Source organism: Pseudomonas sp. Root71 (assembly GCF_001429045.1).
GTDB classification, from domain to species: Bacteria; Pseudomonadota; Gammaproteobacteria; order Pseudomonadales; family Pseudomonadaceae; genus Aquipseudomonas; species Aquipseudomonas monachiensis.
In genome coordinates, this window is record NZ_LMHY01000004.1 from 74,880 (window position 1) to 87,920 (window position 13,041).

14 protein-coding genes are annotated in these 13,041 nt (G+C 55.7%); 9 read left to right on the forward strand and 5 right to left on the reverse strand.

Going from position 1 to position 13,041, the window contains the following annotated elements:
* Nucleotides 1–39 precede the first annotated feature (39 nt).
* Both hpaR (ASD95_RS05860) and hpaA read right to left on the reverse strand, forming a co-directional pair.
* Nucleotides 40–462: a homoprotocatechuate degradation operon regulator HpaR gene (gene hpaR / locus ASD95_RS05860; RefSeq protein WP_056723258.1), complete on the reverse strand. Its 423-nt coding sequence runs from the start codon at nucleotides 460–462 to the stop codon at nucleotides 40–42.
* Nucleotides 463–587: 125 nt separating this feature from the next.
* Complete coding sequence (gene hpaA / locus ASD95_RS05865; RefSeq protein WP_056723260.1) at nucleotides 588–1,490, reverse strand: 4-hydroxyphenylacetate catabolism regulatory protein HpaA; 903 nt, start codon at nucleotides 1,488–1,490, stop codon at nucleotides 588–590.
* A gap of 177 nt (nucleotides 1,491–1,667) precedes the next feature.
* On the opposite strand from hpaA, the gene ASD95_RS05870 reads away from it, so the two are divergent.
* From ASD95_RS05870 to hpaI, 8 genes are all read left to right on the forward strand, one after another.
* The gene (locus ASD95_RS05870) at nucleotides 1,668–2,342 is read left to right on the forward strand and encodes a fumarylacetoacetate hydrolase family protein (protein WP_056723262.1); all 675 of its coding nucleotides are present in this window, start codon (nucleotides 1,668–1,670) and stop codon (nucleotides 2,340–2,342) included.
* The gene (locus ASD95_RS05875) at nucleotides 2,339–3,109 is read left to right on the forward strand and encodes a fumarylacetoacetate hydrolase family protein (RefSeq protein ID WP_056723264.1); all 771 of its coding nucleotides are present in this window, start codon (nucleotides 2,339–2,341) and stop codon (nucleotides 3,107–3,109) included. Before ASD95_RS05870 ends, ASD95_RS05875 begins: the two co-directional genes overlap by 4 nt.
* 5 nt (nucleotides 3,110–3,114) lie before the next feature.
* Nucleotides 3,115–4,575: a 5-carboxymethyl-2-hydroxymuconate semialdehyde dehydrogenase gene (gene hpaE / locus ASD95_RS05880; protein WP_056723266.1), complete on the forward strand. Its 1,461-nt coding sequence runs from the start codon at nucleotides 3,115–3,117 to the stop codon at nucleotides 4,573–4,575.
* 107 nt (nucleotides 4,576–4,682) lie between these two features.
* A complete protein-coding gene (gene hpaD, locus ASD95_RS05885; RefSeq protein ID WP_056723268.1) occupies nucleotides 4,683–5,540 on the forward strand; it encodes a 3,4-dihydroxyphenylacetate 2,3-dioxygenase in 858 nt (285 codons plus the stop codon).
* Nucleotides 5,541–5,602: 62 nt separating this feature from the next.
* Entirely contained in the window at nucleotides 5,603–5,995 is a 393-nt protein-coding gene (locus ASD95_RS05890; RefSeq protein ID WP_056723270.1) for a 5-carboxymethyl-2-hydroxymuconate Delta-isomerase, read from the forward strand.
* A gap of 44 nt (nucleotides 5,996–6,039) precedes the next feature.
* Nucleotides 6,040–7,344 (forward strand): MFS transporter, encoded by a 1,305-nt coding sequence (locus ASD95_RS05895; protein WP_056723273.1) that lies wholly within the window; start codon nucleotides 6,040–6,042, stop codon nucleotides 7,342–7,344.
* Nucleotides 7,345–7,356: 12 nt separating this feature from the next.
* The gene (hpaH, locus tag ASD95_RS05900; RefSeq protein WP_056723274.1) at nucleotides 7,357–8,160 is read left to right on the forward strand and encodes a 2-oxo-hept-4-ene-1,7-dioate hydratase; all 804 of its coding nucleotides are present in this window, start codon (nucleotides 7,357–7,359) and stop codon (nucleotides 8,158–8,160) included.
* Nucleotides 8,161–8,178: 18 nt separating this feature from the next.
* Nucleotides 8,179–8,979, forward strand: a complete 801-nt coding sequence (gene hpaI / locus ASD95_RS05905) for a 4-hydroxy-2-oxoheptanedioate aldolase (RefSeq protein WP_056723277.1) — start codon at nucleotides 8,179–8,181, stop codon at nucleotides 8,977–8,979.
* A 63-nt stretch (nucleotides 8,980–9,042) separates the two neighbouring features.
* On the opposite strand, the gene hpaR (ASD95_RS05910) is transcribed toward hpaI, so the two are convergent.
* From hpaR (ASD95_RS05910) to ASD95_RS05920, 3 genes are all read right to left on the reverse strand, one after another.
* Complete coding sequence (gene hpaR / locus ASD95_RS05910; RefSeq protein ID WP_056723279.1) at nucleotides 9,043–9,465, reverse strand: homoprotocatechuate degradation operon regulator HpaR; 423 nt, start codon at nucleotides 9,463–9,465, stop codon at nucleotides 9,043–9,045.
* 129 nt (nucleotides 9,466–9,594) lie between these two features.
* The gene (locus ASD95_RS05915; protein ID WP_056723281.1) at nucleotides 9,595–10,545 is read right to left on the reverse strand and encodes a p-hydroxyphenylacetate 3-hydroxylase reductase component; all 951 of its coding nucleotides are present in this window, start codon (nucleotides 10,543–10,545) and stop codon (nucleotides 9,595–9,597) included.
* Nucleotides 10,546–10,622: 77 nt separating this feature from the next.
* The gene (locus ASD95_RS05920; protein WP_056723282.1) at nucleotides 10,623–11,792 is read right to left on the reverse strand and encodes a p-hydroxyphenylacetate 3-hydroxylase oxygenase component; all 1,170 of its coding nucleotides are present in this window, start codon (nucleotides 11,790–11,792) and stop codon (nucleotides 10,623–10,625) included.
* 602 nt (nucleotides 11,793–12,394) lie between these two features.
* Here ASD95_RS05920 and ASD95_RS30225 point away from each other — a divergent pair.
* Entirely contained in the window at nucleotides 12,395–13,018 is a 624-nt protein-coding gene (locus ASD95_RS30225) for a TetR/AcrR family transcriptional regulator (protein WP_056723284.1), read from the forward strand.
* Nucleotides 13,019–13,041 lie beyond the last annotated feature (23 nt).

Here is a 13,041-nt window from a genome sequence, read left to right on the forward strand (position 1 = left end):
ATGAGTGGATGTCGCCGATTGGAAAAGCAGACCCCCCTTTCAGGGCTTGATCTTTTTAAGATCTTCGAGTAATTCGAGCAGTTTCTGCAATTTTTTCTCACCAAACTGCCGCTGGATCTCGAGGTAATTGCGCTCCATCCCTTCGCTCATCGACAAAAAGCATTCATACCCTTGCTCGGTCAGATTGAGGAAAATGCGGCGCTGATCTTCAGCCGATTTCCTGCGAATGACCAGTCCATCGCGCTCCAGGCGCTTGAGCACACCACTCATGCTGGGCTTTAGAATACAAGCCTGATGTGCCAACTGATGACTTTCCAGTTCGCCCTGCTGGCGAAGAATTCGAATGACTCGCCACTGCTGCTCGGTCAAGTCATGATCGTTCAGGCCAGGACGGAAAAACGTCATAACCGCTTCGCGAGCCTGGAGCAAAGTGAGTGTCAGGGAAGGTCTGGGATTGGGCATATTGAGTGGACTATGTGAACCAGCCAACAGCTTACGGTTGGTGCTTCAGTAGCGCAACCGGCTGGAGGTCGCCGCGCACCTGTCCCCAGAAACAACCCCGCTGCAGTCACCCGAAATACAGGTCATTAGCGAAACCCCGAATGTCGCAGGCGATACTCTCCTGGCGTTATTTGTGCGTTGCGTTGGAAAAAACGATTGAAATACGCCGGATCCCTGAAACCCAGCAGGTAGCAGATTTCATTTGCCGAGCTGCCCGTGAACAACAGCAAACGCTTGGCTTCCTGCATGACCCTTTCGAACACCAGGCGTTTGGACGGCAAATCGGCAATACGCCTACAGACATCGTTAAGCCGAGCTTCGGTAACGCCAATGGCCTGCGCATAACGGCCAAGCGCCCAGTGCTCCAGATAATGCTCTTCAATCAGTGCATTGAATCGATGAAAGATCTGCAAGTCTTCACGTCGCGTAGGCGTCGCTTCGAGAGGGTTTGCGCACAGCCTTAATACGCTGACCATGATCAGTCGAGTCAGGCTTAGCACCGCTGCGCTGTGACCGGCGGCCCCACTGTTCATCTCCCCTCGCAGCTCTTCGAATAAAAATGCCAGACGCCGCGATTCGCTTTGCTGCTCAGGCTTGAGGTGATCAAGCGCCACACAGGCTGCGGGAAGTTGCGGCCCCAATGCCAGCCCAGGATCGCTTTCGATCAATTGCCAGATCAACTGCTGGCGAACGGTGAGCACGTGGCCATCGCTGTCCGCCTCCGTCACGAAGGAATGGGGAATCGTCGGTGGGGTGAGAAAAAACATGGGGCCAGACTCGACGTACTGCTGATCATCGAGATAAACCCTCACCGTTCCGCTCTTGACGTAATGCACCTGAAAAAATCGATCGTGGCGGTGCACTGGCATGTTGCGACCAAAGAAACCCGCCAGGTTGCCGAGCTTGTCGTAATGCACTTCGCTATCGCTGTAACGCTGATCGTAGACCTGGCCGATGTTGATGTTAGGAATTGGATACCGATCGTTCATCACACATTTCTCATTTTTCTTGTCCCGACATCCCCCGCCCCCATGGTGCACTCGTTGCGAGTAAATCGCCATGAACGATAAGGCGCTTGACGATCATTAACATATTAATTATAACGATAACATGTTAACAATAATTAGGCCGGACACCTCCCGTCCCGCCACTGCCAGGAGAGAAGCATGAGCCATGCCTTGCATGACATCGCGACCGGCACCTTGCTCGGTGTAGCGCTGAACTACCAGGGATTGCTGCTGAAGCGCCTTTCTGAATTCGAGCAATCGCCGTACCAAAAGCTGCCCGTCAAACCGGTTCTGTTCATCAAGACGCCCAATACGCGCAACGTACATGGCGGCGCCGTGGTGCATCCTGGTGCAGGAATTTCATTGCAGCCTGGGCCGGCTCTGGGGGTGGTGATTGGCAAAGATGCGAGTCGAGTCAGCGCTGACGAGGCTCTGGATCATGTTGCTGGCTATACCATCGTCAACGAATTCAGCCTTCCGGAACAGAGTTACTACCGCCCTGCAGTGAAAGCAAAATGTCGCGATGGTTTCTGTGCCATCGGCCCGGAGTTCGTACCGCGTGAACAGCTTGCCAATCCGCACGACTTGTCCATGCAACTACGAGTCAATGGCGAGCTTCGACAAGAAGACTCCACCGCAAACTTCGTACGCAAGATTCCTCAGTTAATCGCCGAAATCAGCGAGTTCATGACCTTGTATGCCGGAGATGTGTTGATCACCGGCACACCTTTGGGTCGTGTCGATGTCCTGCCTGGTGACCGCGTAGACGTAGAAATCCAAGGTCTGGGATGCCTGACCAATGTCATCGTTGCCGAGCAGGAGGGCACCGTATGAAACACGCTCGTATCCGATTCGAAAGTCAAATACATTCCGTCACGGTCGATGCAGACAACATCGTGCATCTGAGCGACGGCCGCTCCCTCGGCGAAGACCAGGTCGAGTGGCTGCCACCGGCCAATGGCACCATGTTTGCCCTCGGCCTGAACTATGCCGATCACGCTGCCGAACTCGCCTTCGCGCCGCCAACCGAACCGTTGGTGTTCGTTAAATCTACGGGCACCTATACCGGCCACAATCAGATCACCTGGAGACCTGACAACGTTGCCTACATGCACTACGAGTGCGAACTGGTTGCGGTCATCGGCAAGCCTGCGCGCAACGTCAAGCGTGAAGATGCGCTGAGCTATCTGGCGGGTTACACCGTATGCAACGACTACGCGATCCGCGATTTCCTGGAAAACTACTACCGCCCTAATTTGCGGGTAAAAAACCGTGACGCCACGACCCCGGTCGGTCCATGGATTGTCGATGTTGCAGATGTCCCCGAACCAGGCAATCTGAAACTGCGCACTTGGATCAATGGTGAGCTTCGCCAGGAAGGCTCGACCAAAGACATGATCTTCGATATCCCTTACCTGATCGAATACCTGTCCAGTTTCATGACCCTGCAGCCAGGCGACATGATCGCCACCGGTACGCCCGAAGGCCTTGCAGATGTAGTTCCGGGTGATGAGGTGATCGTGGAAGTCGAAGGCGTTGGACGCCTCGTCAATCGAATTGTCAGCGAAGCGGATTTTTTCTCCGCGCGTAAAGAGGCTTGAACATTATGATCAAACATTGGATCAATGGCCGTGAGGTCGAAAGCAAAGACACCTTCACCAACTACAATCCGGCCACCGGCGAAGCGATTGGTGAAGTGGCCAGTGGCGGTGCCGAAGAAGTCGCACAAGCGGTGGCGGCGGCCAAGGAAGCCTTTCCTAAATGGGCCAATACCCCAGCCAAAGAGCGTGCACGACTCATGCGCAAACTTGGCGAGCTGATTGAGCAAAACGTTCCTCATCTGGCCGAGCTGGAGACCTTGGACACGGGCCTGCCGATCCATCAGACCAAAAACGTGTTGATCCCCCGAGCTTCGCACAACTTCGATTTTTTCGCCGAAGTCTGCACCCGCATGGACGGCCACAGCTACCCGGTCGACGACCAGATGCTCAACTATACCTTGTACCAGCCGGTGGGCGTTTGCGGCCTGGTGTCCCCCTGGAACGTGCCGTTCATGACGGCGACCTGGAAGACCGCGCCGTGCCTGGCACTGGGCAACACTGCCGTGCTTAAAATGTCCGAGCTGTCGCCGCTGACGGCCAACGAGCTGGGTCGTCTGGCTGTCGAAGCCGGTATTCCGAACGGTGTGCTCAACGTCATACAGGGCTATGGTGCGACTGCCGGTGACGCGCTGGTTAGGCACCCGGACGTACGAGCGATCTCCTTCACCGGCGGCACCGCCACCGGCAAGAAAATCATGCAATCCGCCGGCCTGAAAAAGTATTCCATGGAGCTGGGCGGCAAGTCCCCGGTGCTGATCTTCGAAGATGCCGATCTAGAGCGTGCCCTCGACGCGGCGCTGTTCACCATCTTCTCGCTCAATGGCGAGCGCTGCACCGCCGGTAGCCGTATCTTCATTCAGGAAAGTGTTTACCCGCAGTTCGTGGCTGAGTTCGCGGCACGTGCCAAACGCTTGATCGTCGGGGATCCGCAAGACCCGAAAACCCAGGTCGGCTCGATGATCACCCAGGCCCACTACGACAAGGTCACCGGCTACATCAAGATAGGCATCGAAGAAGGCGCCACCCTCCTCGCCGGCGGCCTGGAGCGTCCAGCCAACCTGCCAGCCCACTTGAGCAAAGGTCAGTTTATCCAGCCGACTGTGTTCGCCGACGTGAACAATAAAATGCGAATTGCCCAGGAAGAAATCTTCGGTCCGGTGGTGTGCCTGATTCCGTTCAAGGATGAAGCCGAGGCCCTGCAATTGGCTAACGACACTGAATACGGACTAGCGTCCTACATCTGGACCCAGGACATCGGTAAGGCGCACCGAATAGCCTACGGCATCGAAGCCGGCATGGTATTCATCAACAGCCAGAATGTGCGCGATCTACGTCAGCCGTTCGGTGGAGTGAAAGGTTCCGGTACTGGGCGCGAAGGTGGCCAATACAGCTTCGAAGTGTTCGCCGAAATCAAGAACGTCTGCATTTCCATGGGCAATCATCACATCCCTCGCTGGGGACTCTGAGCAGCCGATAGCCGCTGCTGAAGACCGCGATGAGGCGCGCATCGGCTCATCGCAGTTTTCACTGGCCGCGTAATTGAACCGACAAAAATACTTTCAGGAGAATCATCATGGGCGAAGTCGTCCTGGCAGCAAAAGTCTGCCATGTGCCGTCGATGTACTTGTCCGAACTACCGGGCAAACACCACGGTTGTCGTGCTGCAGCTATCGAAGGCCATAAGGAAATAGGTCGGCGCGCGCGTGAGTTAGGTGCTGATACCGCCGTCGTCTTCGACGTGCACTGGCTGGTGAACAGCGGCTACCACGTGAACAACGGTGAGCATTTCAGCGGCGTTTACACAAGCAATGAACTTCCGCACTTCATCAAGGACATGGTTTACCACTACCCAGGCTGCCCGGAGCTCGGACAACTGATCGCCGAAGAAGCCAACGCGGCCGGTGTGCGCACGCTGTCGCATAACATCCCGAGTCTGGAACTGGAATACGGCACCCTGGTGCCCATGCGCTATATGCACATGGATGTACCTGCAGCCGAAAAACTCAAGGTGATTTCCATCGCGGCCTGGTGTGCCTGGCATCGTCTCGAAGACAGCTTCGCTTTCGGCGCCGCCGTACGTCGCGCAATCGAGAAGAGTGACCGCAAAGTCCTGGTGCTGGCCTCCGGCTCTCTTTCACACCGTTTCTCTGACGATCGCGAAGCGGAAGCCAATATCCACAACTGGACGCGCGAATTCGACAAGCAGGTCGACATGCACGTGGTCAAGCTGTGGCGCGAAGGTCGATTCAGAGAGTTCTGCGCGATGCTTCCTGACTACGCCGAGCACTGCTTCGGCGAGGGCAAAATGCACGACACTGCAATGCTCTTGGGCCTGCTGGGTGGGCCGGATTACAACAAGCCGGTCGAAGTTCTCACGGAGCCCTTTGGCAGCTCCGGGACCGGCCAGATCAACGCCATTTTCCCGCTCTGAATTTCGCTCAAGCGGCAGGGGCTCGCCCGCCGCTCGGCACAACGACCTACCAGGAGGGCACGATGCCGCATTTTATTGCCGAGTACACCGACAACATCGAGCAACAGGCCGACCTGCCGGGCCTTTTTGAAAAAGTCCACACGACACTGGGGGCCAGCGGTGTGTTTCCGCTGGGAGGTATCCGTAGCCGCGGCGTTCGACTGGATACGTGGCGTATGGCCGACGGCAAACACGATTACGCCTTTGTCCACATGACGCTGAAGGTTGGCCACGGCCGCGACCTGGCGACACGTCGACGGGTCGCTGAAAAACTGTTCGAAGTCATCACCGCCCACTTTGCACCGCTGCAGGCAGAACGTTTGCTGGCTCTGTCGTTTGAGATGATCGAGCTCCACCCCGAGCTTAATTTCAAGCTCAACAACGTGCATGCCTTCCTCAATCAGCAGGCGAACTAGAACCTTCCTCTTCCCTCGGCCACTCTCACAAAAAGTACAAAATCATGAGCATAGCCACTTCCGCTGCACAGCCTTTGAGCGATGCCGCAACATCGACCCACCGTACAGTGACCTTGCGGCTGATGCCACTGCTGCTGGTGTGCTACCTGTTTGCCCATCTTGATCGGATAAACATCGGTTTCGCGAAGATGCAGATGGGCGCCGACCTGCAATTCAGCGATACCGTCTACGGTTTCGGTGCAGGCTTGTTCTTTGTTGCCTACGCGATGTTCGGAGTACCCAGCAACATCGCCCTGGATCGCATTGGGCCACGACGCTGGATCGCTTTGTTGATGGTTGTCTGGGGGACTCTGTCGACCAGCATGCTATTGATCGAAAACGCTGAAGGTTTCTACGCGTTGCGCTTCTTGCTCGGCGTCGCCGAGGCCGGATTTTTCCCGGGCATTCTGGTCTATCTGAACCGCTGGTATCCGGCCAGCAGGCGCGCCCAGGTTACCGCGTTGTTTGCCATTGCCGTGCCGCTGGCCGGGGTTGTCGGTGGCCCTCTATCGGGCGGTATCCTGCAAGGCTTTCATGATGTTGGGGGCCTGCGTGGGTGGCAGTGGATGTTCCTGATTGAAGGCGCGCCAGTCGTACTACTCGGTTTGCTGGTACTCAAGGTGTTGCCTGACAACTTCGAGTCAGTCAGTTGGCTAAGCAGTGAGCAGAAAGAGCAACTGCGCAAGCAACTGGCTAGCGAAGAACAACGCAAACCCATCATTTCGTTTGGCGGAATACTGCGAGATCCTCAGGTCTGGCTGCTGGTGGGCATCTATTGCGCAGTCATGCTGGCGGTCAATACGCTTGCTTTCTGGATGCCTACCCTGATTCACAGCTCCGGGATTGGCAGCGATGGCAAGGTCGGCCTGCTCAGTGCCCTGCCCTACCTGGCCGGCTGCGGCTTCATGATCGCCTGCGGACGTTCATCGGATCGTCGCCGTGAACGTCGGTGGCACTTGAGTGTGCCATTGCTCATGTCGGCCCTCGGTATCGCCGTAGCCGGCCTTTTGCCTGACGACCCCTTCATGGTAATCGGCGGATTGGTGATTGCGGGTATGGGCGCGAGCGCCGCACTGCCGATGTTTTGGCAGCTACCACCCGCATTCCTGTCAAACAGCACCCAGGCGGCGGGCATCGCCCTGATCAGTTCTCTGGGAAGCATTGCCTCGTTTCTGACACCCAATCTGATTGGCTGGATGCGTGACACGACCCACAGCGCCAGTCTTGCCCTCTACGTCCTCGCGGCATTGATCGTCGCAGGCGCCTTCCTGGTGCTGCGCACGCCCGCCGCCATCGTCAATCCTCATTAAGAGATCCAAGTCATGCTCGATCAAGAATTCATCCAGCAAGCCGCTGCACAACTGGACAACGCCGAACGCTCCCGTAAGCAAGTCGGGCAGTTCTCCCTCGCGCATCCACAGATCACCATCGAAGATGCCTATGCCATTCAGCGAGCCTGGGTGGCACAGAAAATAAAGAACGGTCGTAAGCTGGTGGGGCACAAGATTGGCCTGACCTCTCGGGCCATGCAGGTCTCATCTAACATTACAGAACCGGATTACGGGGCGTTGCTTGACGACATGCTGTTCGACGAAGGCACCGACATCCCCTTCAACCGTTTTATCGTGCCGCGCGTCGAAGTGGAGTTGGCATTCATCCTCGGCAAGCCGCTCAAAGGCCCGAATGTCACTATTTTCGATGTGCTGGAGGCTACCGAATGGGTGATCCCGGCCCTGGAAATCATTGACGCGCGTATCCAGCAGATCGATCCGGAGACCAAAGCCACGCGCAAGGTCTTCGACACCATTTCCGACAATGCGGCGAACGCAGGGGTGGTAATGGGCGGCCGTGCTGTGCGCCCTCACGAGGTCGACCTGCGCAAGGTGCCCGCTGTCTTGTACCGCAATGGCGTGATCGAGGAATCAGGGGTCTCTGCCGCCGTGCTCAATCACCCGGCGAAAGGTGTCGCCTGGCTGGCGAACAAGCTCGCCCCATACGATGTCACGTTGCAACCGGGGCAAATTATTCTGGGCGGGTCGTTTACCCGTCCGGTGGCTGCGAACCCAGGCGATACCTTCCATGTCGACTACGACATGCTGGGTTCCATCTCCTGCCGCTTCGTCTGATTTCTTGAGGACCGTTTCATGGATATGCCAATCAACACATTCAAACAACGCCTGAAAAGTGGCAAGGCTCAAATCGGCCTTTGGCTCGGTCTGGCCAACCCTTACTGCGCAGAGCTGGCAGCCAATGCCGACTTTGATTGGCTATTGATCGACGGCGAGCATGCGCCCAATGATATACGCAGCATGCTTGGCCAATTGCAGGCGATAGCGCCCTACACCAGTCATCCAGTGATCCGCCCTGTCGCTGGCGACACAACGTTGATCAAACAGATTTTGGACATCGGCACCCAGACCTTACTGGTGCCGATGGTCGAAAGCGCCGAACAAGCGCGAGAGCTGGTGCGTGCCGTGCACTATCCGCCCAGTGGCGTGCGCGGTGTAGGCAGCGCGTTGGCGCGGGCGTCGCGCTGGAACAGCGTGCCCGGCTACCTGGACAAGGCTGACGAGCAAATATGCCTGCTGGTGCAGATTGAAAGCCTGAAAGGCCTGGAGAATCTGGATGCCATCGTCAACGTCGAAGGCGTTGACGGGGTGTTTATCGGCCCTGCCGACCTCAGCGCTGCGATGGACCATCGCGGTAACCCGGGCCATCCCGAAGTTCAAGCAGTAATCGAAGACACCATCATACGAATCCGCGATGCCGGCAAAGCGCCCGGCATTCTCAGCGCCGACGAAAGATTGGCCAGACGCTACATCGAGCTCGGCGCGGCATTCGTAGCGGTCGGCGTCGACACCTCCGTACTGATGCAAGGCCTGCAAGCACTGACAAGCAAGTTCAGAAATACCCCGGCCACGATCAGTACCGGCGGTGTTTACTGATTTCAGGTTAATTGCAAATGCTCGCCGCTGGCAGACATCAATGCCAGCGGTGACCATTCCGCCTCAACGCTTCAGTGTCTTCAACTCATTGAGCAACACCAACAACGTCTGCAACTTCTCCGCGCCGTAGCGCTCCTGCAAGCGCTCATAGTTCTCTTCCATGCGCCCGCTCATACTTTCAAAGCAACGCTCTCCGGCAGCGGTCAGTTTCACCAGCACTCGGCGCTGGTCGTGTTCTGAGCGCCGTCGTTCGACCAACTCTGCGGTCTCCATCCGCGCCAGTACGCCAGTCATGCTGGGCTTGAGAATACATGCCAAGTCCGCCAAGCGATTGATCTCCAGTTCGCCCTGCTGACTGAGAATCCGCACTACCCGCCATTGTTGCTCAGTGAGGCCGATATCTTTCAGAGAAGGCCGGAAAAAGCTCATGGCCACTTCCCGGGCCTGGAGCAGGTTGAGTGTCAGAGACTGTCGGTGCTTGGGCATTTAGAAACGGCTCAAAAATCAGTTAGCATGTTAATTATCTTATCACGCCGAAATAGCGATGACGTTTCTAGCGTCCATAAAAAAACGGCGCATTTAGGCGCCGTCCATTTAATCGCTAACCAGAGCACGTCAGAGCCTGATAACCGCTTTCAACACAGTCTTGAAGGTTTCCAATTGATCGTCGCTGAATTGACTGAAGACTTTTTCCTGCTGTTCTCGGGCTATTGTCCATAATCTTTCTGTTTCATCGATACCTTTAACGGTCAGACGCAAGCGCTTATCTTCTTCACAGACCAGCCCCTTACGAGTGAGATTGGCGACGGCCTCTTCGATTTCCCGCTCGGGCATCGCCACCTCCCGTTGCAGATCCGTGAGGCTCAACCCTGCATCGTTCTCCAGCACCATCAACATACGCGCCTCACTTGTCCGCAAACCTGTCGACAATTGCCGCGGCTGATAGCTTGCCTGATACGCGCGCAATGCTTGGGTCATGAGGTAGTACAAATTGTGGCTCAGCCTTCCTTGGAAGTGGCTGCTAGGCGGCTGACCTTCAGCACTTTTTGTCATGCGCGTGTGGGGCAACACCATGGAGTATGCGCCCTGGTGGTACAGCAACGGCGAACGACCAAAATCATCGAAAGCCACTACCTTACCGATCATGATCCAATGATCACCACCGTCCACCTGCTGATATTTTTCGCACTGAAAACGCGCGGAGCAATCAGTAAGAATGGGCGCCCCTCCGTGACCTGACTCGTATTCGATGCCAGCAAAACGATCGTCTTTCGGACGAGCGAAATTGTTCGACAAATCAATTTGATCTGCAGCAAGCACATTCACGGCAAAGTGGGTAGCGGCAGCAAATACATCATGACTGGTTGATCGCTTATCGATACTCCAGAGAATCAACGGCGGATCGAGCGACACCGAGTTGAAGCTATTGGCCGTCACCCCCACTTTTCGGCCATCGTGATCGGCGGCTGTCACCACTGTCACACCGGTGGCGAAGTTACCTAAGGCGCGGCGAAATGCACGCGAATCGAAGGCAGAAGAAGCTGCAATTTCATTAATATCGGACATGCAAGACTCCCGAGCACGCCCCCTGGGCGCGCTCTGATTATTTTTATGAGGGGCTTGTGGCTTGAGGGCGAACGGCCTTAGGCCATTGAGGGATCGGGCTCAAGACCCATCAGTTCGCGACCAAGTATCTGTGCACAAACGTCATAGTCGGTATAGGCGTGCGCCCCCGTAAGATGTGCGTCGCGGAAAAGGCGTTGCAACTCGTTGGTTTCAAACCAGGCGCCGCCGCCGGCCGCTTCCATCAGACGGTCCACAGCCTGGATACACATTTTCGTGGCATAGCCTTGATTGGTACGCCAGAACGTGAGCGTGGTGCGGCTAGGGTACTCGTGGCGCTCGCTGTATTCGGCAATCTCCTCCCAGCTTTTTTCCAGCAACGCTCGGGCAGCCGCAACTTGATGCGTGGATTCGGCCAGGCGCATCAATGCCGGGGTGGCTGCGCCGACAGCGGCACCGGTGTAGGCACGGACGCGGTTGCGGGTTTTCTCGCGAAAGACATCCAGCATGCGCTCGGCAATACCCAGGCTGACAGTCGAAAAACCGCTGGCGAAATAAGGCCGATAAGGGGCGAAGAAAATCTTGCTGTCCGGATACAAACCAAAGCCCGCCGACTTGCCTTCGATCATGTCCTTGGCTTTCTGGATTCGGTGCTCGGGCACGAAAGCATTCTTGACGATCAGGGTTTTGCTACCGCTGCCACGCATACCAACGGCAAACCAGTCATCACGAATTTCATAGTCACTGCTTGGCAGCACCGCGAAACAATAATCCCGAGTGCCTTCGGCATTCTCACGAAAGAACCCCATGATGGCCCATTCGGCATGATCACAGCCTGAACTCCATCCCATCTCACCACTGAAAGTGACGCCTCCCTCCACCTCCTCGGTGCGCCCAAAAGGCGCGATGCTGCTACTGGCAGTAGCATCGGGGTCATTTCCCCACATCTCATCCTGCAGCTTGCTGGAAAACATTGCGATTTGATGACTGTGAGTACATAGAAGGCTCATGGCCCAGGCCGTGCTGGCACAGGAACCGGCCAACAATGCGATGCAGTCGGCAAACTGAGGCAGAGAGATCTCCATGCCGCCGTACTTTTTCGGCTGCAACGCATGGTGCATACCAATACCTTTGAGCAAAGCGATATTTTCGGCGGGAACACAACGCGCGCGTTCGGCCTCGAAGGCATTAGCCGCGATAGTAGGCAGAACACCTTTCAGGTCTTCCAGCAGCGGGTTTGGAGTTTTCATGGGCGGTCTCTTTATTATTGGATAGTGGCGCTCCGCTTGGCAGACGCTTGCGAACATCGCCAGAAGGCACCGTACGCTAGATGGCAAGCGGGTAAGCGCGTCAGCACCCGGTCAGTATGAGGTGCTGGGGCACTACGAAAAATGCACGTTACAAATAGAAGATTGCACTTTTCATAGAGTCTTTAAGCAACGAACAAAACGCGAAGAAGAATGGACCTGAAAGTGATGTTCATCGCTGACTGTTTAAAGATGGCCGCTGCCCTTCCCTCCTGACTTGCCCCCCGCGCCGCCGACTTACCGACAACAGATCCGAGCGAAAACCTCATATAAACGAAACGCAATGACTCGTAGAGTGTCGACCAAGCGAAGCAATTTTCACTGCAACAAAGCCTTCTGCTTGAGCACCCTAGCCCGCGCTAAAAACAACAAAACAAGCTTATTACGAGCGAACATTTTCCTGCTGGATTGAGCACAGCCAAGGTAGAATTTTTCACGCACAGGCAATATACTAAACACTGCGTATACTAATTATTTCCTTGACGAGAGCCATCCTGGGCTTTTGTTTTTTAGAAACAAATGCACCTGGGTAAGGGATCTTGAAAATGTCGACTAACAAACCTGTATCGACCACCAAATCGATCGTGGGTCGCCCACGAAGCGAAGCTACACGCCGTCAGATCCTGGATGCCACCATCAGGCTGCTGCAGGAAAAATCCATTCAAGCCATCTCAATCGAGGCGATAGCACGAGAAGCTGGCGTTAGTAAATCAACCATATACCGGTGGTGGGACTCCAAAGCGTTAGTCGTTATCGACGCGTTCATAGAGAACCAAATGTTGAAGACAGCCTTGCCACGAGAACTGGGTCCGAGAGAGGCAATTGCTCAGCACTTCCGCTCCCTCGTAGACCAATACTCTGGTTGGGCCGGTCGACTGGTCGCACAAATACTCGCGGAAGGTCAGTCAGATCCCTCTACTTTGAGAGATTTTCGAGAGCGGTTTCATTATGGAAGGCGCGCGATAATTCGAGAAACGCTAGAGGAATGGAGGGTGAGCGGCGAGATATCTCCCGATACGGATATCGAGATACTGATGGACTTGATTTACGGGGCCGTTTACATGCGACTCATGATTGGACACGCCCCACTTAACCAAGCGTTTGCCGAGTCGCACATAAACTTTGTGTACCACTTACTGGGTGTCAAGAGCACTGACCCCGAGGCCTAGTCGTTATTGGTCAAGTTCAGTGC